The organism is Myroides odoratus, assembly GCF_965118575.1.
Lineage (GTDB): Bacteria > Bacteroidota > Bacteroidia > Flavobacteriales > Flavobacteriaceae > Flavobacterium > Flavobacterium odoratum_B.
In genome coordinates, this window is record NZ_CBCPHW010000010.1 from 97,729 (window position 1) to 118,247 (window position 20,519).

At 34.6% G+C, this 20,519-nt stretch carries 21 protein-coding genes; 9 read left to right on the plus strand and 12 right to left on the minus strand.

Annotation, left to right across the window (positions count from 1 at the left end):
* Nucleotides 1–320: 320 nt before the first annotated feature.
* From ACMHJ2_RS10165 to ACMHJ2_RS10215, 11 genes are all read right to left on the minus strand, one after another.
* On the minus strand, nt 321–947 hold the full coding sequence (locus tag ACMHJ2_RS10165; protein ID WP_413512787.1) for a hypothetical protein: 627 nt from the start codon (nt 945–947) through the stop codon (nt 321–323).
* Entirely contained in the window at nt 935–1,507 is a 573-nt protein-coding gene (locus ACMHJ2_RS10170) for a hypothetical protein (protein ID WP_413512788.1), read from the minus strand. Before ACMHJ2_RS10170 ends, ACMHJ2_RS10165 begins: the two co-directional genes overlap by 13 nt.
* 282 nt (nt 1,508–1,789) lie before the next feature.
* Complete coding sequence (locus tag ACMHJ2_RS10175; protein ID WP_413512789.1) at nt 1,790–2,425, minus strand: hypothetical protein; 636 nt, start codon at nt 2,423–2,425, stop codon at nt 1,790–1,792.
* Between the two features lie 13 nt (nt 2,426–2,438).
* Complete coding sequence (locus ACMHJ2_RS10180; protein WP_413512790.1) at nt 2,439–2,624, minus strand: hypothetical protein; 186 nt, start codon at nt 2,622–2,624, stop codon at nt 2,439–2,441.
* 589 nt (nt 2,625–3,213) lie between these two features.
* A complete protein-coding gene (locus ACMHJ2_RS10185) occupies nt 3,214–4,548 on the minus strand; it encodes an MFS transporter (RefSeq protein WP_413512791.1) in 1,335 nt (444 codons plus the stop codon).
* A gap of 76 nt (nt 4,549–4,624) precedes the next feature.
* Nucleotides 4,625–5,308, minus strand: a complete 684-nt coding sequence (cmk, locus tag ACMHJ2_RS10190) for a (d)CMP kinase (protein ID WP_413512792.1) — start codon at nt 5,306–5,308, stop codon at nt 4,625–4,627.
* Between the two features lie 17 nt (nt 5,309–5,325).
* Nucleotides 5,326–6,348 carry a type IX secretion system protein PorQ gene (porQ, locus tag ACMHJ2_RS10195; RefSeq protein WP_413512793.1) on the minus strand — a complete coding sequence of 341 codons (1,023 nt, stop codon included), beginning with the start codon at nt 6,346–6,348 and terminating at the stop codon, nt 5,326–5,328.
* A gap of 214 nt (nt 6,349–6,562) precedes the next feature.
* Complete coding sequence (gene lon, locus ACMHJ2_RS10200) at nt 6,563–9,031, minus strand: endopeptidase La (protein WP_413512794.1); 2,469 nt, start codon at nt 9,029–9,031, stop codon at nt 6,563–6,565.
* 185 nt (nt 9,032–9,216) lie between these two features.
* Entirely contained in the window at nt 9,217–10,203 is a 987-nt protein-coding gene (locus ACMHJ2_RS10205) for a hypothetical protein (protein ID WP_413512795.1), read from the minus strand.
* Nucleotides 10,204–10,286: 83 nt separating this feature from the next.
* Nucleotides 10,287–11,597: an MFS transporter gene (locus ACMHJ2_RS10210; RefSeq protein WP_413512796.1), complete on the minus strand. Its 1,311-nt coding sequence runs from the start codon at nt 11,595–11,597 to the stop codon at nt 10,287–10,289.
* A gap of 71 nt (nt 11,598–11,668) precedes the next feature.
* Nucleotides 11,669–12,478 carry a M48 family metallopeptidase gene (locus ACMHJ2_RS10215; RefSeq protein ID WP_413512797.1) on the minus strand — a complete coding sequence of 270 codons (810 nt, stop codon included), beginning with the start codon at nt 12,476–12,478 and terminating at the stop codon, nt 11,669–11,671.
* Between the two features lie 222 nt (nt 12,479–12,700).
* On the opposite strand from ACMHJ2_RS10215, the gene ACMHJ2_RS10220 reads away from it, so the two are divergent.
* Both ACMHJ2_RS10220 and msrB read left to right on the plus strand, forming a co-directional pair.
* On the plus strand, nt 12,701–13,579 hold the full coding sequence (locus tag ACMHJ2_RS10220; protein ID WP_413512798.1) for an alpha/beta fold hydrolase: 879 nt from the start codon (nt 12,701–12,703) through the stop codon (nt 13,577–13,579).
* 19 nt (nt 13,580–13,598) lie between these two features.
* The gene (gene msrB, locus ACMHJ2_RS10225) at nt 13,599–13,991 is read left to right on the plus strand and encodes a peptide-methionine (R)-S-oxide reductase MsrB (RefSeq protein WP_413512799.1); all 393 of its coding nucleotides are present in this window, start codon (nt 13,599–13,601) and stop codon (nt 13,989–13,991) included.
* Between the two features lie 42 nt (nt 13,992–14,033).
* On the opposite strand, the gene ACMHJ2_RS10230 is transcribed toward msrB, so the two are convergent.
* Nucleotides 14,034–14,765 (minus strand): biotin--[acetyl-CoA-carboxylase] ligase, encoded by a 732-nt coding sequence (locus ACMHJ2_RS10230; protein WP_413512800.1) that lies wholly within the window; start codon nt 14,763–14,765, stop codon nt 14,034–14,036.
* Nucleotides 14,766–14,867: 102 nt separating this feature from the next.
* Here ACMHJ2_RS10230 and rsfS point away from each other — a divergent pair, with 102 nt between their 5' ends.
* From rsfS to ACMHJ2_RS10265, 7 genes are all read left to right on the plus strand, one after another.
* Complete coding sequence (gene rsfS / locus ACMHJ2_RS10235) at nt 14,868–15,239, plus strand: ribosome silencing factor (protein ID WP_413512801.1); 372 nt, start codon at nt 14,868–14,870, stop codon at nt 15,237–15,239.
* A gap of 19 nt (nt 15,240–15,258) precedes the next feature.
* Nucleotides 15,259–17,223 (plus strand): ATP-dependent zinc metalloprotease FtsH, encoded by a 1,965-nt coding sequence (gene ftsH, locus ACMHJ2_RS10240; protein ID WP_413512802.1) that lies wholly within the window; start codon nt 15,259–15,261, stop codon nt 17,221–17,223.
* A 145-nt stretch (nt 17,224–17,368) separates the two neighbouring features.
* A complete protein-coding gene (locus ACMHJ2_RS10245) occupies nt 17,369–17,941 on the plus strand; it encodes an LUD domain-containing protein (RefSeq protein ID WP_413512803.1) in 573 nt (190 codons plus the stop codon).
* Between the two features lie 3 nt (nt 17,942–17,944).
* Nucleotides 17,945–18,733: a phosphatidate cytidylyltransferase gene (locus tag ACMHJ2_RS10250; protein ID WP_413512804.1), complete on the plus strand. Its 789-nt coding sequence runs from the start codon at nt 17,945–17,947 to the stop codon at nt 18,731–18,733.
* A gap of 3 nt (nt 18,734–18,736) precedes the next feature.
* A complete protein-coding gene (locus tag ACMHJ2_RS10255) occupies nt 18,737–19,390 on the plus strand; it encodes a phosphatidylserine decarboxylase family protein (protein ID WP_413512805.1) in 654 nt (217 codons plus the stop codon).
* Nucleotides 19,390–19,659, plus strand: coding sequence for an acyl-CoA-binding protein (locus ACMHJ2_RS10260; RefSeq protein ID WP_413512806.1), 270 nt, complete (start codon nt 19,390–19,392; stop codon nt 19,657–19,659). The genes ACMHJ2_RS10255 and ACMHJ2_RS10260 overlap by 1 nt, the downstream gene beginning before the upstream one ends.
* Complete coding sequence (locus tag ACMHJ2_RS10265; RefSeq protein ID WP_413512807.1) at nt 19,656–20,423, plus strand: superoxide dismutase; 768 nt, start codon at nt 19,656–19,658, stop codon at nt 20,421–20,423. Before ACMHJ2_RS10260 ends, ACMHJ2_RS10265 begins: the two co-directional genes overlap by 4 nt.
* Nucleotides 20,424–20,519: the final 96 nt, after the last annotated feature.

Genomic DNA, 20,519 nt, shown 5'->3' on the forward strand with positions numbered 1-20,519 from the left:
TCACTCGAAAATTATCTTCTATCAATGATAGAAGAAGCCTCTTCAGATAATCCCTCGTCTGCAATCATAGTCGCTTTGGTTTGGAATTACATAGCAAGTTACTAAAAATTAGATTAAGCTTCTATTATGTAACAAAGGTATTGTTTACTGGAAGTAGCCCTGTTGCAAAAGGTGAAAACCCTAATCAAATTCAATTTGATTAGGGAATACCTAATAACGTAAAAAGCAGTAGAAGATTTACTTTCTACTGCTTTCACTTTAACTATTATTTTATCTTAATGCTTTTAAATGTATTGCAAAGAAACGTTTTGGTATTTCTATCAATAAACAAATTTAATCTTATTTGATTCTATCTTATCTATAAAAGGAACATAGTGTTCATCTGAAAGTTCTTGAAGAAGTTCTTTCTTAATATAATGCTCAATCCATTGACTACTCATCGAATAAATTAAGCTTAAAGTAACATATCCTTCTTTTTTTACAATATCCTCTATTGTATACTCTCTATAGTAACCAGGATTCGCTCTTTGCATTTTCTTTAGTGTAAAGAAGTAAGCAAAAACAGTTTTTTCTCCTTTCTTTACTAAAATAAGGTTGTTCTTATTTTTTATGTTACGTTCCCTATCGTCAATACAATCGAAGTTTTGGGCAGATACTAACATCCCAGCATAACTTGGTTCTTCTTTTAAGTGGCCTGCTAAATCCTCTCTCATTTCTAAACCTTTATAAAATGAATCAGTACATAGAAAATTTCGATTTTGATTTTCAGCAACTGTATCTAGTGCAATCCATATATTATCTTTAGAATTATTCACTAATTTCACTCGTAACCAAGTACTATCGCGTACTTCTTTTTGCGCAATCTCAAAATAGACTTTTGCTTTCTTATTTTGGCTTAAACCTAAGGTAAACGAAAACAAACTTATAAATAAAATTATCTTTCCCATCCGTTTAGTTTTGCTTGTTCTATATAATTTTTATAGGTATTATTATTTTGTGGTAATTCGCCTGAAGTTTCATAAGCATCAATTTCGGAAAGAACATGAGCTGCCTCATCGTTTATATACTTAAGGGCCCAATTACGATAAACACCTGTCGTTAAATGAACTCTATGTATTAATTCATGTACTCCTATTTTTGCTAAAAGGAAATTAGTCGTTGTAACACTATTAGATAGTAAAATATTCTGTTGATCCACCGTTGGACTTAAATCTATTAATTCTCCTTTTAACATTCTTGTAGCATATTTTCGAGGGCTTTCACCTCCTTTACCTGGATTATCAAAATCTACCAAATCATATGAAGGATTGTGTCCTAACTTAGATAGAATAGGAAAAAGTCTTTCCATAAACGTTTTCGCTTTTGCCCCTGTTGTTACCCCACTAGGATCGTTTGGATTTAATTTTTCTCTTTCTAAAGACTTATTAACAAGATTATTTTCTTTTATTTCATCTACAACCATATGCATGGCATGATTCAATCCACTAACAATCAACCCTTGTCGCATTCCTTTCCAGAAATCACCACCTGCAATGGTAGAGGAAATATCACCTTCTGCAATAATTACTGTTTGAATTCGGAATTGCCCTACAAGTTACTAAAAATTAGATTGTACTTCTTTTATATAACAAACGTATTGTTTATTAGAAGTAGCCCTGTTGCAAAAGTTGAAAATATCAATCAAATTCAATTTGATAAGGGAATACCTAATAACGCAAAAAGCAGTAGAAAGTAATTCTTCTACTGCTTTCGCTTTAACTTATCTGTTGTATTCTAACAATACAATGATTTAATCGTCTATTGAACGCTTTTGATCATAAAAACTAGTAAAATAGATAGGTGAAGCCTTTTTCATCCACTCAATCTCTTCTTTTGTACATTCAAAAGTGATATAATAATTTACATCACTCATAAAGGTTCCGTTGGCAATATCTAATTTGTAAAAAGATTCTGCCACCAACAAGATTAAATCTAATGTATCTTGATTCTTTTTTAATGCTGTAAACATAGCGGTAGAACAACACATCAAACTAATTATCCGTGCCTTGCCGATTAGCGTATCTGTTTCATGAAAAAGATTGACAATAAACGAAGCTATATCAAAACAATTCTTGTATTTTTTGTGTTCAAAATAATAGGGAATTGAATCAAATTTAAAGTCCGACTGAGCATATAAAACATTAAATGCCTCATCTTCATCAAAAAAAATATTTAAAGTTGTATCCTTAAACTGATTAAATTCTCGTTTCAACCAATCTAGTTTATCTTCTTCTTTATCATAAATAGTAGCTAGTAGGTCACAGAGTCTATAATTTAAACTACTATACTTTTGTACTCCATTAGGTAATTTTATTAAGGTGGAAAAAGCTCCATTTCTATCCTTACGGCTAATCATAAATTCTAATAATTCTTTTATTTCATCCATTTTTCAAAATTTTTCAATCAAATTTATAATCAATTGTCATTCTACAGATACTTGAATTGAATAATTCTACGGAACTACCAGGAAAACCTAAATTCGTTGTATTTGCTTCAACTTTTATATAGTTTAATCCTGTTTTTCTAGCAGCTGCAAATACAGGTCCTCCCAAACCTTGACGTATTCCTTTCCGAACATCACCCACCTGCAATGGTAGAAGAAACCCCTCCTGATAATCCCCCTCCTACAATCAGAGCCGCTCTAGTTTGACTACTAAGTTACAGCAAAATACGGATGAATAATCTACTGTTTATTTTTAATGCTATACGAGTGGAGACAATGTCATTGACGTATTGAACTGCCTACAAAAAAAGCAGTACCGAATGATTCGCTACTGCTTTATATAGATACAAAATAAAATTTATATTTGCTTTTATCTCATTTTTAGCAAGAGCGTAGTCTTACTTATTGATAGTACAAAAAATACTATTTTCATTCTTTGTCAACACTCGATTGGGGTTTAGTACAAAATCCTCTCCTCTAAATTCGATATGCGATCACTCTTCCTATACAATAATTTACTGTTGATATCTTCAATGAAAAAATAGGGATAAATAGCGTCGATCGTTAGTAACTGCTTTTATAAACATTTAGTGCATTATAATCTATGTTTTTATAGGATAAAAATATATATTTATACCTCCTTATGAAATAGGAAAAGACAAGTAAAAAAACAAAAAAAGGGAGGTTTCAGCACGCTGAAACCTCCCTTTTATATTTTATATTACCTTCTTTTAATGAGAAATAGACTTCACATCTTCTGGTTTGTGTTTGTATTTGAAAACAATAGCAAACAGAATGGTTACTATTAATGAAAATAAGGAGAAAATAATCCACGAATGTCTCCATCCTTCTACTTGCAGTAGTAAATCATCTTGGCTATATACATAGTGATTCACAACCGCTTGAGCTAAGAACATACCTATAGTAGCGCCAAAACCGTTTGTCATCATCATAAATACACCTTGTGCGGAAGAGCGAATATCTTCACTTGTTTCATTGTCTACATATAAAGAACCGGATACATTAAAGAAATCAAAGGCGATTCCGTACACAATCATAGACAAAATAAACATCCAAACGCCATTTCCTGGATCTCCTAAGCCGAATAAGCCAAAGCGCAAGACCCAAGCAACCATCGACATTAGCATGACAACTTTTATTCCAAATCGCTTTAAGAAGAAAGGAATCAACAAAATACAAAGTGTCTCTGAAATTTGAGACAATGAAATTAATGCATTGGCATTACTTGCTCCCCATGTACTTGCATATTCAGGAATATTTTTAAAAGTTGTAATGAAAGGATTGGCATATCCATTTGTAATTTGAAGAGATACTCCCAATAGCATTGAAAAGATAAAGAAAATAGCCATCTTTTTTTGCTTGAATAGGGCAAATGCCTTTAAGCCAAATGCATCGGCCAATGTGCGTTTTTGATCTGATTTATTAACAGGGCAATGAGGCAACGCAAAACTATATAAAAATAAGATCACACCTAAAAATCCCGATACGTAAAACTGGTGATAGTCTTGTTGAAAACTCACAAAATTAGCACTGCTGCTAAAATCAAATCCTACTATTCCATCGGTATAGCCAAAAAAGTTTACAAATAGCATCGCTATAATAAAACCAATCGTACCAAAGGTACGTATAGGCGGAAAAGCTTTAATCACATCCAATTGATTTTGCTTTAAAACCGTATAAGCTGTGGAATTTGACAGTGCAATCGTTGGCATAAAAAAAGCAACACTAAGGCTATATAACGTAAATATGGTTGTAAAATCTACATTACTTCCTGACACATAGCCATAATATCCAGTTGCAAACATAAAAATCGCTGCTAACAGGTGATTAATTCCCAATAAACGCTGTACAGGAATCCATCTATCAGCTACGATTCCCATAATAGCAGGCATAAAAATAGACACAACCCCTTGCATGGCATAAAATGAACCAATTTTAGGTCCTAATCCTATAGATCCTAAATAATTACCCATGGACGTTAAATAAGCTCCCCAAACTGCAAATTCAAGGAAGTTCATAAACGTTAATTTTAGCTTTACATTCATAATTATTCTTGTGTAGAGTTATGGAAATAGAGCTACTTCTGTGTGAGGCAAATGAGCTATTTCCATAGGTGTATGATTAAATTCTTTCTTTTACTAATTGAAGGATCAAATTAAACTGTTCCTCTCTGGATAGATTGGAATTATCTACCTCTATTGCATCGGTAGCTTTTACTAGGGGAGAATCTTTTCTTGATGTGTCTATCTGATCACGCTCTACCACATTGCGAAATACTTCATCATACACCACTTGACTGTTTTTTTCTTGCAGTTCTTTGAAGCGTCTTTCGGCGCGAATTTCAGGAGAAGCTGTCATAAAAACTTTCAATTCTGCATCTGGAAAAACAACCGTTCCAATATCCCTACCATCCATAACAACACCTTTGGATCTGCCGAGAATTTGTTGTTGTTCCACTAATTTTTTTCTCACTTCAGAAACTTCTGCAATTTGGCTGACAAATTGTGAAACTTCAAGGGTTCGAATTAAGTCTTCTACATTCTCTTGTCCTAAATAAATATCAGCATATCCTTTCGATACATTGTATTCAAAGTGTACATCGATGGTATCTAGCTGCTCTATCAACCTTGATTGATCAAAGTTTTTGGATGAAATCAGCCCTTTGCGCATGGCAAAAAGTGTCACTGCGCGATACATGGCACCTGTATCAATATAGATATAACCTAATGACTTGGCCAATGCTTTTGCTAACGTACTTTTTCCTGTAGAGGAAAAACCGTCAATCGCTATAGTTATCTTTTTCAAATTTGAAAAATTTACAATTAATTCATATCAATACTCACACCAAACATACTTGTGCTTGCTGCTGTGGTTTGGCGTGCATACGAATAGTCAATTTTAAAGCGCTTGAGTTGCAAACCCACTCCTGCAGTAATACCTGCAAAATGCCTTTGATCCACAATTCGCAATTCTTCTCCTTTTCTAAAGTTATACCCCAATCGAATTTGGAACTTCTTTTGAGGGAACAATTCTACTCCAACAATAAAATGCCGCAAAGCATTATTAAAAAAACTGACCTTTTCTTCTTTGAATTCTTCGTCTATAGACATAGAACCCCTATTAGGGTTTGAAAAGGACAAATCCCATTGTTGTAAATTATCTATTGTAATGTGCCAACGCAAAGGTACGTTTTCTAATTCTTTCGAAACGGAAATTGCGACATCTAATGGTAATTTTTCTCGATAATCTGCATATGTTTTTATTTGAGCTCCCATATTTCGGGCCGTTAGTGCAAAATCCCATTGCTCAATTTCATCTTTATACAGCAAACCAAGGTCAATTGCAGCCCCGATGGATTGGTACGATTCCATGGATGAAAATACAAATTTCACCTGCGTTCCTACGGACCAATTCGATTGTTCAATTTGATAGGAAGACCCTAAGGATACAGCAACTTCATTCCCTTTAAAACTCCCTGTATAACTTCCAAACTCATCATATCCTTCCAAATCACCATAATTAATAAAGTTTACACCCACAAATAGATTGCGCTTGGAGCGAAAGGTTTTTGAATAGGCTAAGGAACCATAATTGGCTACGCCATACACTTTACTAAAGCTCAACGCCAACTGATTGTCCATTTCTTCATTAATCACGGCCGGATTCCAAAATCCTTGACTCACCTCTTTCGAAAAAGCAAAGTTCTTTCCTCCTAAGGAAGCTTGCAGAGGGGCAACGGGTAAATTCAAAAATTGATAGGTATAGTCAGCACCTACTTGACTATAAGTTTTACACGATAGCAAGTAGAATAAGAGTAAACCTATTCCTAGTATTGAATTCCTCATTCGCAGTTTGTATTACGTTGCTAATATATTACATTTTCAAAAACAATTACAAAAAAGGAAGCTGCGTCCTAGTAATACAACCTTTTTTTTGTAAGAAAAAAAGCATCCCTATTCATTCAAAAACGAAATTCAAAAAAAAAGCAGTAGTAAACTAATTTTCACTACTGCTTTTTACTCTTATTTTTTCAAAGGCTTACCTCTCCCTTTGTATGTATTACGGTTTTTCTACTTTGAAATCTTTTGCATTTTTAACTTTCTCCTCAAGTAAAGCTATCTTCAAAACTTCTTCCATACGATCCACATAATGGAAGGTAAGTCCTTTTACATAGTCATCTTTAATTTCTTCGATATCTTTTCTATTTTCTTTACACAAGATAATCTCTTTAATATTGGCGCGTTTGGCTGCAAGAATTTTTTCTTTAATCCCACCAACAGGTAAAACTTTACCTCTCAAGGTAATTTCTCCTGTCATGGCTAAGTTTTTTCTTACTTTGCGTTGTGTAAAGGACGAAACCATAGATGTCAACATCGTAATACCAGCACTTGGTCCATCTTTTGGAGTAGCACCTTCTGGTACGTGAATGTGAATCTTATAGTGTTCAAATACTTCTGATTCGATCCCGAATTCATCTGCATGTGCTTTAATATACTCTAGGGCAATCGTTGCGGATTCTTTCATTACTGTACCCAGATTTCCTGTAATACTCAAGCCACCTTTTCCTTTGGATATAATTGATTCAATATATAAAATATCTCCACCAACACTTGTCCATGCTAAGCCAGTTACTACACCTGCTACATCGTTATTCTCGTATTTATCGGCTTCAAATCGCGGAGTTCCCAAAATTTTTCGGATATCTTCTTCCGTTACTTTAGGGGTAAATTCTTCTTCTAAGACGATACTTTTTGCAATTCCTCTAGCTACATGTGCCAATTGTTTACTCAAGCCACGAACACCCGATTCACGTGTATAATGTGTGACAATAAACTCCATTTGTTTTTTGCCTATACTTAAATTTTTACTGGTTAATCCGTGTTCTTCTAATTGTTTAGTCAATAAATGTTGTCTTCCAATTTCTACTTTTTCCTCAATTGTATAGCCAGTCATCTCGATGATTTCCATACGATCTCTTAGAGCGGGTTGAATGGTTGATAAACTGTTTGAAGTAGCGATAAACATTACTTTCGACAAGTCATACCCCATTTCAAGGAAGTTGTCATAAAATTCGCTGTTTTGTTCTGGATCCAAGACCTCCAACAAAGCAGAAGAAGGATCGCCCGTGTTACTTATAGAGAGTTTATCGATTTCATCCAATAAGAAAACAGGGTTGGATGTACCTGCTTTTTTCAGACTTTGAATAATACGCCCTGGCATAGCACCGATGTATGTTTTTCTGTGTCCTCTTATTTCCGCTTCATCGCGTAATCCGCCTAATGAAATACGCACATATTCTCTTCCTAGAGCTTTAGCTATAGATTTACCTATGGATGTTTTTCCAACCCCTGGAGGGCCATATAAACACAAAATGGGAGCTTTTAAATCATTGCGCAATTTTAAAACTGCCATATGCTCCAAAACTCTTTTCTTTACCTCTTCAATACCGTAATGGTCTTTATCTAGAATCTTTTGAGAACGCTTTAAATCAAATTTATCTTCCGAATATTTTTTCCAAGGTAATTCTAATAAAAGTTCCAAGTAGTTGCGTTGAATACCAAACTCAGCAACTTGTGGATTCATGCGTTGCCATTTCATCAGCTCTTTGTCAAAACGCTCACGTACTTCTTTCGTCCACTTTTTCTCTTTGCCCTTTTTGCGCATTTCGTCAAATTCTTCTTCATTGGAAAATCCGCCCAATTCTTCTTGGATGGTTTTCATTTGTTGATGAAGAAAATATTCTTTTTGCTGTTGATCTAAATCAATGCGAACTTTGGTTTGGATGGTGTTTTTTAATTGTAACTTTTGTAGTTCCACATTCATCAAACGCAAGGTTTCATACGCGCGTTCCTTCAAATCATTGATACGCAATAATTTCTGCTTATCTCCTACGGGTAAATTCAGATTAGAAGAAACAAAATTGATTAAAAAGGAATTGCTTTCAATATTCTTCACAGCAAAAGAAGCCTCTGAAGGAATATTTGGATTCTCTTTAATAATTTCAACTGCAATCTCCTTGATGGAATCAACAACCGCTAAAAACTCTTGATCATCCTCTTGAGGACGCGTCTCATCACATTCTTTTACCTTTGCTCTTAAATAAGGGGTTTCAGTAATTAATTCAACTATTTCAAAGCGTTTTTTACCTTGAAGAATTACGGTAATATTGCCATCTGGCAATTTCAATACTTTTATAATTCGCGCTACAGTTCCTTGTTTATGAATATCATCTAAACCTGGGTTTTCTATTTCTTCGTCAATTTGAGCAACAACGCCAATACTTTTCCCTTTTTTGTTCGCTGCTTCGATCAATTTAATAGACTTATCTCTTCCTGCTGTTATAGGAATAACAACTCCTGGAAACAAAACCATATTGCGCAAAGGTAGAATTGCCAATTCATCCGGTAGTTCTTCGTTATTCATTTCTTCTTCATCTTCTTGACTTAAGAGCGGAATAAATTCAGAATCACCGTCTAAGAAATCGTCCAGCATTAAATTATCTAATGTTATTATTTTTTGGTTTGCCATATTATAAATATCACGTCATTTTGTCAGTAGCCTAAAATAAAGAGTTAGTGATTAAAACTCAATCCCTTAACAATCAATATCATTAACTACAAATTAGTTTCATACTACACTAATAGTTCAATCTTTATGCCATAAAAAAACCTTGCTTTATGCAAGGTTTTATGTCAGTTCTTTTACTTATCAAATTACAATTCAGGAATACCAGTTCCTGGATCAGGGTTTGGTGTAGAAATAATCTCTTTCATAGATAAAGTAGCTTTAAAATCACCAAATTGTAAAGTAATAATATCACCTTCTTTTGATTTCATTTTAAAGGTAAACTTTCCACTGTAAATTCTTGTATTTTGGCTACTTAATGCACTAATATCTTCCAGTTTAAAATAACTACCCGTTAATTCCTTGTCTTTATCATTTGAATAGTAGACTACACCATTTTCTGAGGTATATTGAGCTTGTATCTGCTCATAACCGTAATTCCCTTTAGCTAAATCTTTGTCAAAAGTAATAGTCATTGCTCTCTTACGCATTGTTTTACTCTTTGCTTTGATTACAATTTTCTTATTTACAACATCCCCAAGAGGGTTAGAGATAACATCTAAATCTTTTATATTAGTACCATCAAGCGTAGCATAAATAAAACCTGTTTCATTCGTACCAATTCGCGTATAGGGAACATTTTTAAACTCTCCGGATACTTTAAAAGAGCGATTCAAAAATTGATTCAGTGGTGATGGCATTAATAAAGTATTGAATGAACCGCTTACCAACATGTCTTCTCTGTCAATTTTGGTAATTTTAATCATTCCATTATTTCTTCTAGGATCTTGTATATCAGTTGAAGTAAAGAAATCAAAGCTCAAATCACCTGATTGATACGTATAATCGATTGTATTAACATTGGTTGGGAAATTTCCTTGTTGAAATTTCAATATTTTCATATCAAAGAATTGGCCAAACATCAAATCATCAATATACAACTGGAATTCACCATTTTCATCTAAAAATGCCTGAAAATTTTGTGTTTTCGTAAACGTTGTATCGGGCGTAGTAAGTGTAAAATAGGTCGGTCCTTTAAAAGACGGATCTATAAAAGAATCGTCATCTGAATTATTACATGACGAGACTCCAACTAACAAACTTGCACCAATCAATATTGAAAAAAATTTCTTCATAATTTTATATTCTAATTACAAATTCAAATATATATATTTTAATAGATTTTAAATATTTTTTAACAAAAAAAAATTAACAAAAATTATCCATTCGAATTCTTATTCTCTTTTACACGCAATAATAAGAAAAAACCAACAATAAAGAATAGAATCAGAAATAAAATTGCATTTTGCATTTTCCCAGTTAGATCGCTAATTAGTCCATAAATAGACATCCCTACAACGATTCCAATTTTTTCAGTCACATCATAGAAGCTAAAAAAGGAGGTTGTTTCTGTAGTTTGCGGCAATAACTTGGCATACGTAGAGCGAGACAGGGATTGAATACCTCCCATAACCAGTCCAACAAAAGCAGCGGCCACGTAAAATTCATTGGGTGTACTAATGGTATAAGCATATCCACAAATAAAAACCCACAGCACATTCAAAATACACAAGGTATAAATATTACCGATACGCTTAGATAGACTAGAGGTTGCAAAAGCCCCTAGAATAGCGATAAGCTGAATCAACATAATACTTACAATGAGTCCCATACTCCGTTGATCATCATCTGCCCAAGCGATTTCCTTTTCCCCAAAGAAAGCGGCAATAATCATAACCGTCTGTACCGCCATACTATAGACAAAAAACGCAACTAAATAGCGTTTTAGTACCGTTTGCTCTTTGAGCACTTCAACTACTTTTTTCAGTTCTCTGAATCCTTTGAATACAATACCTTTCGCTAATTTCTTATCATTCTTAAAATCGGGTAATCTACGAAATGTAATTTGGCTAAAGACAAGCCACCAAATGCCAACTAAGATAAAAGAAAAGCGCATGGCTTGCATACCACCTTCAAATCCCAGTTTTTCGGCATTCATTATTAAAGCCAAGTTTAAAATTAATAAAACGACACTTCCAATATAGCCTAAAGCATAGCCTTTGGCACTGACCTGATCTTGTTGATTTTCATAGGCAATATCAGGTAAATACGAATTATAAAACACCAAACTACCCCAAAAACCAATTAATCCCAGAGTATAAATGAGCAGGCTTAGTCCAAAATAATCTAGGCTAAAAAAGTATAATAGCATACACGATAAAGAACCGATTCCACAAAAAAGTTTCATAAAAAACTTTTTTGTTCCTAAGTAATCAGCAATTCCAGAAAGCAAAGGCGAAAGCAAGGCAATAACTAAAAAGCCTATCGCAGTACAATAACTAATGATGCTTTCACTATTCATTTCAAGTCCAAAAAAAGAATAGCTATTTATTTCTCTTGCGCGAAATAGCATCCCGTAATACAAAGGAAAAATAGAGGAAGAGATTACAAGGGGATATACAGAATTTGCCCAATCATAAAAAGCCCATGCATTTAATAGTTTCGCATTTCCTTTTTCGAATTTTTTCATTTTTAATGATCTAAATAAGCTACTAAAATAGAAAAAGCAATCTGTTATAGATCGCTTTTTCCTATATTATTTTAAAACGTTACTCCAAATTTTGCAGCTTCCGCTTTAGCAGCTGGAATTAACTTTTTCAAATCGTCAATACGCTGTTGGTTTGAAGGGTGGGTACTCATGAAAGAAGAACCACCACCGCCACCGCTATTGGCAGCCATACGACTCCAAAAAGCAACCGATTCATCCGGATTATAACCCGCAATAGCCATAAGTGTTAGTCCGATTTTATCCGCTTCACTTTCATTACTTCTACTAAAAGGCAGCATCACCCCATATTGACTACCCAAACCAAAAGCCATACCCAAGGCTTGTTTGGTTGTTTCTTTACTACTAGCAGTTGCCGCATCCAATCCCATAGCCGCCGCTTGTTGCAACATGGCAGCACTCATTCGCTGTTGTCCGTGATTAGCTAAAGCATGGGAAACCTCATGTCCCATTACCGTTGCAATTCCCGCATCGGTTTGACAAATCGGTAGGATTCCTGTAAAAAACACAATCTTTCCTCCTGGCATACACCAGGCATTTACCTCTTTATCATCTACTAAATTGTACTCCCAACGGTAATCGTCTAAATATTTTGGATACCCATTCGCTGTTAACCATTTTTCAGCTGCAATGCGTATTTTATATCCAATATCTTCAATTCGCTTGGCATCTTTTGTTCCTTTAATCACTTTGTGTTCTTTCAAAAAGTCGCCATACTGCTGAAAAGAAGATGGAAATAAAGAGGCATCTGAAACAAGAGCCATTGTACTTTTTCCACTAAATGGATTTGTTTTACAACCACTTAGCAAAAAAATAATTCCCAAGGATAAAATTAATTTTCTCATTCTTTTTTTTCTTCAAAAATAAAACTATTCCTTTATGTTTAACAAGTATTTTATTTGGTTTTTAAAAAATAAGCAATACAATTGCATTTCTCTTGCGTATTGCAACAAAAGCAATTCCTGCCAAAAAAATAATTATAATCCCTATATTTATCCAAACATTGATTGAAAACTTTTAGTTGCACACTATATATTTTGTACTTTTGCTAGAAATGTTTTTAAACTATGCAGGATCCTTCTAAAAAAGCAAAACATTCCTTAGAAATACCTAAATCTATTATCTGGACAGGAAAACTATTGCAGTTTTTTTCCTTGTCCTTAGCCGCTAGATTTGCACAGAATCTCTTTATAACTCCTATCAAGTTTAAAACGCCCAAAAGAGAAAAAGAAATGCTTACAAAAAGTAAGCGAAGTAAATTATATATTCCTACCCTTAAAAAAGATGTGGTTGTTTATGAATATGGCATCAACACCAAAGCAACTAAAAAAGCCTTATTAATTCATGGGTGGAATGGTAGAGGAACTCAATTGGTTACTATTGCAAACATCTTAATTCGACAAGGGTATGACGTTGTGAGCTTTGATGCGCCTGGACATGGTTTTTCCCCTAAAACAAAAACAAATCTAACCGAATTTATTGCTTCAACTTTCGAAATAGAAAAGCAATTTGGCCCTTTCGATTTGATTGTGGGTCACTCACTAGGAGGTATGACCGCAATGAATGCCTTGCGAGATGGATTAAAAGCTAAAAAAGCAATTATCATTGGCAGTGGAGATATTGTTCAGGATGTGATTGAAGATTTTGTGAATCAACTACAATTAAAAGCGAGAATTGCGGAAATCATCAAAACGCGCTTTGAACAACAATTCAATCGTACTATGGACAGCTATTGTGTACATACTGCCGCTGAACAAATTGAGATTCCCCTCTTAATTATTCACGACCAAGACGATGTTGATGTTCCAATTAAAGCAGCGTATCAGATTAAGAAACACGCACCTAATAGTCAACTCATGGTGACAGAAGGATTGGGGCATCGCAAAATTTTAGGGGATAAAAAGGTAATTGAACGCATTAGAGATTTTACACAAGAACACAACTAATTCATTCCCAGCAAAACCGATGAAGAAAGACAAACACACAACAGCGCAAGAGTGGAAGGAAATACTTACACCAGATCAATTTTATGTCTTGCGAGAAAAGGGAACAGAACGTCCTTTTACTGGAGAATACAACGATTTTTATGAAGCTGGACATTATGCTTGTGCAGGCTGCGGACAACTTTTATTCGATTCAAATACCAAATTCGATTCTTCTTGTGGTTGGCCTTCTTTTGACCAAGCCCGCGAAGGAAGTATTGAATACATCAAAGATATATCACATGGAATGGTACGTGTGGAAGTCGTTTGTTCTAACTGCCAAGGGCATCTAGGTCATGTTTTTCCTGATGGTCCTCCAGAAACAACAGGACATCGATATTGCATCAACTCCATTTCTATTGACTACAAAAAATAAAAACAGCTATCCGTTCAAAGTAAGGGTTACCCTTATTTTGAACTAATAGAGCAAGCGTACTTCTTTTAGGGCAAACTCCAACCTCTTCTGCTCTTCTGTTTCAACCACTAACTTGCCGTTGGCTGTCACATCTCTTATTATCCCATTAAAACGCTGTCCTTCTGGCAATTCAAATACGGACACAACGTTCTTTCGGTATAAAAGCTCCTTAAATCCTTTCCATAAAGCGGGCGTTTCACCCTGACACAAGGCTTCATAGCCCAAAGTCAATTCTTTCAGAAATTCTTGCAAAAGCACGTCTTTATCCCAGATTTCCCCAGTTAAAACTGCCAAAGAACTGGCTTTGCTCATTTGCGTAAACATCTGTTGATTCACATTGACTCCAATCCCCACAATAGAGACTACTTCACCACTCGCTTTAATGACATTTTCAATTAAAATACCGCAAATCTTCTTGTTATAAGACAAAATGTCATTGGGCCATTTGATAAAAAATGGCAGATTCAGTATTTTTTTTAACGTGCGTGCCACGCATAAAGCAACCATAATATTTAGATCAAATATAGACTGTATCGTATGGGGCTTATTTTTTAACAACACACTAAATGTCAGATTACTACCTGCTTCAGAAATCCAATTTTCTCCTCGCTGTCCTTTCCCTGCAAATTGATTTTCAGTCACAATTGTAGTGAAGTTTTCCAAATCGCAAGTTGTTAACATCTGTCTTAAATACGTATTTGTCGATGCAGTGGCATCGAGTTTGATAATATTCATATAAAATTATTGTAGTCTAATCAGAAGCGATTCACTATATTTGAACCCAAAATTAGGAAACATATTTTTGTTAACTTGAAGAAATTTAGATAAAATCAATAAATGACAAACAAAACTATCAACAACGACGAATTGATTGCTAATATTATCAAAGGAATTGAAGCTGTAAAAGGGGAAAATACGACGATTTTAGATTTAAGAGAAATAGCTAATACACCTTGTGATTACTTTATTATATGTGATGGAAACTCAAATACGCAAGTGAATGCGATTTCAGGTTCTGTTCAAAAAATTGTATCTAAAGCATTACACGACAAACCTTGGCATGTTGAAGGTGAAATTAATGCGGAATGGATTTTAATGGACTACGTAAATGTTGTAGTACATGTATTTCAAAAATCAATTCGCGAGTTTTACAACTTAGAAAGCTTGTGGGGAGACGCAAAGATTACGAATATCAACAGCCAATACTAAACTTTAAAATTTATTCTTCATGGCGGGAAACATAAAACCAAACCAAAACAAACCCAAATTTAGCCCGTGGATATTGTACGCGAGTATTGTGGTCATTGTATTGGTTATAAACTTTTTATCCAACGGAAGCGGTGTTGGTGACTCAAAACAACTGAGTTTATCCAAATTTTTCGACTACCTTAAAGAAGGTAAAGTAGAGAAAGTAGAATTTAACCGTTCTGTTGCTAAAGTATATTTGACAAAAGAAGCTTTACAAAGTAAAGATTTTGAAGAATTACAAAGAAAATCAATCCTTGGTAAAGAAAGCACAGGTCCACAGTTTGTAACAGAAATCGGCAACTCTGAAATTTTCCAAAAGAAATTAGATGAGGCTGCTGGAGAAGGCAAACTTCCTGAATATAAATCTGAAGCGGAAAGCAACTGGGGTGATTATTTTATCAGTTTCCTTCCTATCATCATTATCATTGGTTTTTGGCTGTTCATGATGCGAAGAATGACTGGTGGCGGTGGCGGTGGCGGCGGCGGACAGATTTTCTCTATTGGAAAATCAAAAGCTAAACTTTTTGATGAGAAAAACGACGTCAAAGTAACCTTTAGTGATGTTGCTGGTTTAGAAGGAGCAAAAGAAGAAATTGTTGAGATTGTTGAGTTCTTAAAGAACCCAGAAAAATACACTTCTATTGGTGGAAAAATTCCCAAAGGAGCCCTTTTAGTAGGTCCTCCAGGAACCGGTAAAACCTTATTAGCCAAAGCAGTCGCTGGTGAAGCAAAAGTACCTTTCTTTTCTTTATCTGGATCTGATTTCGTTGAAATGTTCGTAGGAGTTGGTGCATCTCGTGTACGTGATTTGTTTAAACAAGCCAAAGAGAAATCACCTGCGATTATTTTCATTGATGAGATTGATGCAGTTGGTAGAGCTCGTGGAAAAAGTAATTTTTCTGGATCAAATGACGAAAGAGAAAACACGTTAAATCAGTTATTAACTGAAATGGACGGTTTTGGTTCTCATACTAATGTTATTGTATTAGCAGCGACAAATCGTGCAGAGATTTTAGATAAAGCACTTTTACGTGCTGGTCGTTTTGACAGACAGATTTATGTAGATCTTCCAGACGTAAATGAAAGAGAAGCTATTTTTAATGTTCACTTACGCTCGATTAAACACGTTGACAATTTAGACATTGACTTCTTAGCCAAACAAACACCTGGTTTCTCAGGAGCAGATATTGCTAACGTTTGTAACGAGGCAGCTTTAACCGCGGCTCGTAAAGACAAGAAAGAAGTAGACATGCAAGACTTCTTAGATGCAGTAGATCGTATCATTGGAGGTCTTGAAAAGAAAAATAAAATCATTACTCCAGAAGAAAAGTACGCAATTGCTATACATGAAGCTGGACATGCAACGGTAAGCTGGATGTGTGAACATGCTGCTCCTTTAGTAAAAGTAACGATTGTTCCTCGCGGACAAAGTTTGGGTGCAGCTTGGTATTTGCCTGCAGAGCGACAAATTGTACGAACCGAACAAATGTTAGATGAAATGTGTGCTACAATGGGTGGACGTGCTGCTGAAAAAATTGTCTTTGACAAGATTTCTACTGGAGCCTTAAGCGACCTAGAAAAAGTAGCGAAACAAGCAAGAGCCATGGTAACCGTATACGGTTTAAATGAAAGGCTTGGAAACATTACCTACTATGATTCATCTGGGCAAAATGAGTACAACTTTAGCAAACCTTATTCTGAAGATACAGCTAAAGTGATTGACCAAGAGATTTCAAAATTAATTGAAGGTCAATATGAAAGAGCGCAAGTTATTCTAACGCAACACAAAGCTGAATTAATCCAACTGGCAGACTTACTTTGTGAAAAAGAGGTTATTTTTCAACAAGATTTAGAAACTATCTTTGGTCAAAGACCTTTTGATAAACCAAAAACAGAAGAGAACCTAAGTCAACCTCAATCGGATATCGAAGAAACAATAGCTTAATAAAGCATTAGATAAGAATCTACCTAAAAATCTTAACTTAAAGACTAATTTAAGTTAAGATTTTTTTTTATCTTTGAAAATAATAAAAACATCATATCACGACACTTAGCCCATGAGCTTTCTAAAGAAGTTAATTAGCGGATTTATGTCAAAACACAATGACGAAGAGGCTGAAGACGACAAAAGTCAATATCTTCCTGAAACTGTTATGCCTGTTGATGACCTATTCACTGTTAACTTTAAGAATAACGGGGGCAAGTTTTTGTATTGTGATACCCAAAAAGAATTACACGAAACGTTTATCAGTGTCTTAGTAGAAAATGATTGGTTTGAAAAAGAAGCCTTAACCCATGAAATTCAATTCCACTCCCTGCTAAAAGATAATAACATTGATTATATCAAAACCAAGCAACCCGTATTTTTTGTAGCTTCATGTGAAAGCTTAATTGCAGATGATGGCGCTATCTTATTTTGCGACAAGCAATTAAAAGACAACAAGGCTCATGAAATTCCAGACAATGTAATTATCATTGCTGCAACCAGTCAAATTACGCGTACAAAAAGCGATGGCCTTCGTGAGATCAAAAAAAAATACAGCAGCAAATTGCCAACTAATATTACCGCAATAAACTGCTTCAAACCTTCTGCCAATCAAGATTTCTTAAGTTATGGCAGATCTCCTAAAAACTTATATTTACTCTTATTAGAAGATCTCTAAACTATGTCTGAAACTGTTAAAAGAACAATATCCGGAATAATCTATATTGTTCTACTACTAAGTGCAACGTTATATGATGCGCTCACTTTCAAAATACTCTTTGGGTTCTTTCTGTTAGTAGCGGCTTATGAGTTTGCTAAATTAATTAAATTATCCCCGTTTTTTTGCGTTGGGATTAGTGCAATTGCCTTAGTAGCCCTTTTTCAAAATGCAATAACGATTTCTATTACTGCTTTTGTAATCGCAACTTTTCTGATTCTATTAGCTATAACAGCTGAATTATTCACCACGCGAAAACCCAATCGAAGCCTTCCTGTTAAGTTACTTCTATTTTTAGGCTATATCCTTGGTACATTTACTGCTTTTTTACACTTGCCTTATACGGCAGATGGATACCAACCGCAAATCGTTATTGGAATTTTGATTTTAGTATGGACCAACGACACTTTTGCCTATATAGTTGGGAAAAAGTGGGGGAAACACAAGTTATTTGAACGCATCTCTCCAAAAAAAACAATTGAAGGTTTACTAGGAGGAATTGTATTTGCAATTATAGCCTCTCTTGTATTAAATCACTTTTTTACACTATTAAATGTGTATATTTGGATTGCAAGTGCTATTTTTGTGGGATTATTTGGTACACTTGGTGATTTAGTTGAATCTCATTTCAAAAGAGAAGCTGGTGTAAAAGATAGTGGCAAAATAATGCCAGGACACGGAGGTATCTTAGATCGCCTAGATAGCATCTTATTTATCTCACCCTTTTTGTATATCATTTTTCAAATTTTATAACTCATGTTTCATAAAGAAGGAACTAAAATTATTTTTTTCTCGTTAGTAGTCGCTGTAATCATTATTGTAGTTTTTGATTATTTCATAACGATTGATTGGTTAAGAATGACTTTGTCATCTATTATTCTAGCACTGCTAATTTTAGTATTGCAATTTTTCAGGAATCCCAACAGGTCAATAACACCAAATGATGCTGTTATTGTGGCTCCTGTCGATGGGAAAGTAGTTGTAATCGAAGAAGTTTATGAACCGGAGTATTTTAAAGACAACCGTTTAATGGTTTCTATCTTTATGTCTCCCCTCAATGTACACGTTACCCGTTATGGCCTAAGTGGTTTGATTAAATACAGTCAATACCATGCTGGAAAATACTTAGTTGCGTGGCATCCAAAAGCAAGTGAAGAAAACGAAAGAACAACTATTGTCATTGAAAATTCAGTTTTTGGAGAAGTAATGTATCGTCAAATTGCAGGTGCAGTAGCTAAACGTATTATCAATTATGCAAAACCAGGTATGCAAGCCATTCAAGGAACAGACGCTGGTTTTATAAAATTTGGATCTAGAGTAGATTTATATTTACCGCTAGGAACTCCAGTTGATGTAGTTCTGAACCAAAAAGCGATTGGTAATAAAACGGTAATTGCAAAAAAACAATAATGAACGAGCAACTAGATAAAGACTTTTTAGAAGCATACGAGCGAATTTCAAAAGAAGCACGAAATTTGGCTCCAGATATTATGCTCCGGATTTATGCGTATTACAAACAAGCAACCAATGGTATGAGTCATCAGGATTTTGAACATATGTCCCATGATTTGAAAAAAGCTTTTAAATTCAATGCATGGACTCAAGTTAGTCATTTATCCAGAGAAGAAGCCAAAGCAGAATATATCAAAATTGCCCGATCTATTTTAAACAAAGTATGAAAAACACCAAGTTGTTGAACCTCTCGTTTTACTTTCTTGTCGTTTTAGCAGCATCATGTGGCAAAAAGAATGAACATTTTGAAGTTGAAATTCCAAAAAGGGAAGAGTTTGTAGTTGAGAAAAAATCAATTCTCGGTCAAGATAAAGTAAAAACAAAACAAGGCCCTTTTGAAATGAATCCGCTCTCTTTTCAATATGAAGAAGTGAGTGATTTATTCACACCTGAAGATTTAGCTTTACATTATGGAGATATACACTTGGACTATGCTAATCGCTTAAATACAGCTATTCACAATACGCCTTTTGTATCGGATAGCTTAACGGGTATTTTGTCTAAAGTAACTCCTGCACAGGCTGAAATAGACAATTTAGCAGGTGCCTACTACAACCACAATTTCTTTTGGAAGTCTATCAACAAAAATACAACGACCAATCCAAGTGCTGGTTTATCAACCTTGATTACGACTAGTTTTGGGTCTTATAACAACTTAAAAGCAGAGATAACAAAACTCGCTGTAGCCTTCGAAGGTTCTGGGTGGTTATGGCTTGTGTTAGATCACAATAATCATTTATCCTTAGTAACTACGGAAAAGAATGGCAATCCAATTACGTTGCGACTCGGTCGTCCTATCTTGGTTATCGATTTATGGGAACATGCGTATTTATCCTCCTACAAAAACGACAAGGAAAAATATATTAAGGCACTACTTCCCCATCTCAATTGGGAATTTGCTTCTAGTAGATTGGTAAAGGGTGATGGGTAATGAAAAAGGGGTGAAAAGTAAATTTTTCTTATTTTAAAGAGACTTAAAGATAAAAACGAAGTACAACACTAGCTTACTAACGAAATAGTTTAAGTG

Coding starts and splice junctions, on each gene's coding strand:
- lon (WP_413512794.1), bottom strand. CDS start 9,031: ATGGCAAACCAAAAAATAATAACATTAGATAATTTAATGCTGGACGAT.
- ACMHJ2_RS10165 (WP_413512787.1), bottom strand. CDS start 947: ATGGGAAAGATAATTTTATTTATAAGTTTGTTTTCGTTTACCTTAGGT.
- ACMHJ2_RS10250 (WP_413512804.1), top strand. CDS start 17,945: ATGTCTGAAACTGTTAAAAGAACAATATCCGGAATAATCTATATTGTT.
- ACMHJ2_RS10260 (WP_413512806.1), top strand. CDS start 19,390: ATGAACGAGCAACTAGATAAAGACTTTTTAGAAGCATACGAGCGAATT.
- msrB (WP_413512799.1), top strand. CDS start 13,599: ATGAAGAAAGACAAACACACAACAGCGCAAGAGTGGAAGGAAATACTT.
- ACMHJ2_RS10205 (WP_413512795.1), bottom strand. CDS start 10,203: ATGAAGAAATTTTTTTCAATATTGATTGGTGCAAGTTTGTTAGTTGGA.
- ACMHJ2_RS10215 (WP_413512797.1), bottom strand. CDS start 12,478: ATGAGAAAATTAATTTTATCCTTGGGAATTATTTTTTTGCTAAGTGGT.
- rsfS (WP_413512801.1), top strand. CDS start 14,868: ATGACAAACAAAACTATCAACAACGACGAATTGATTGCTAATATTATC.
- ACMHJ2_RS10175 (WP_413512789.1), bottom strand. CDS start 2,425: ATGGATGAAATAAAAGAATTATTAGAATTTATGATTAGCCGTAAGGAT.
- ACMHJ2_RS10185 (WP_413512791.1), bottom strand. CDS start 4,548: ATGAATGTAAAGCTAAAATTAACGTTTATGAACTTCCTTGAATTTGCA.
- ftsH (WP_413512802.1), top strand. CDS start 15,259: ATGGCGGGAAACATAAAACCAAACCAAAACAAACCCAAATTTAGCCCG.
- ACMHJ2_RS10210 (WP_413512796.1), bottom strand. CDS start 11,597: ATGAAAAAATTCGAAAAAGGAAATGCGAAACTATTAAATGCATGGGCT.
- porQ (WP_413512793.1), bottom strand. CDS start 6,348: ATGAGGAATTCAATACTAGGAATAGGTTTACTCTTATTCTACTTGCTA.
- ACMHJ2_RS10265 (WP_413512807.1), top strand. CDS start 19,656: ATGAAAAACACCAAGTTGTTGAACCTCTCGTTTTACTTTCTTGTCGTT.
- ACMHJ2_RS10230 (WP_413512800.1), bottom strand. CDS start 14,765: ATGAATATTATCAAACTCGATGCCACTGCATCGACAAATACGTATTTA.
- ACMHJ2_RS10170 (WP_413512788.1), bottom strand. CDS start 1,507: ATGCGACAAGGGTTGATTGTTAGTGGATTGAATCATGCCATGCATATG.
- ACMHJ2_RS10255 (WP_413512805.1), top strand. CDS start 18,737: ATGTTTCATAAAGAAGGAACTAAAATTATTTTTTTCTCGTTAGTAGTC.
- ACMHJ2_RS10220 (WP_413512798.1), top strand. CDS start 12,701: ATGCAGGATCCTTCTAAAAAAGCAAAACATTCCTTAGAAATACCTAAA.
- ACMHJ2_RS10245 (WP_413512803.1), top strand. CDS start 17,369: ATGTCAAAACACAATGACGAAGAGGCTGAAGACGACAAAAGTCAATAT.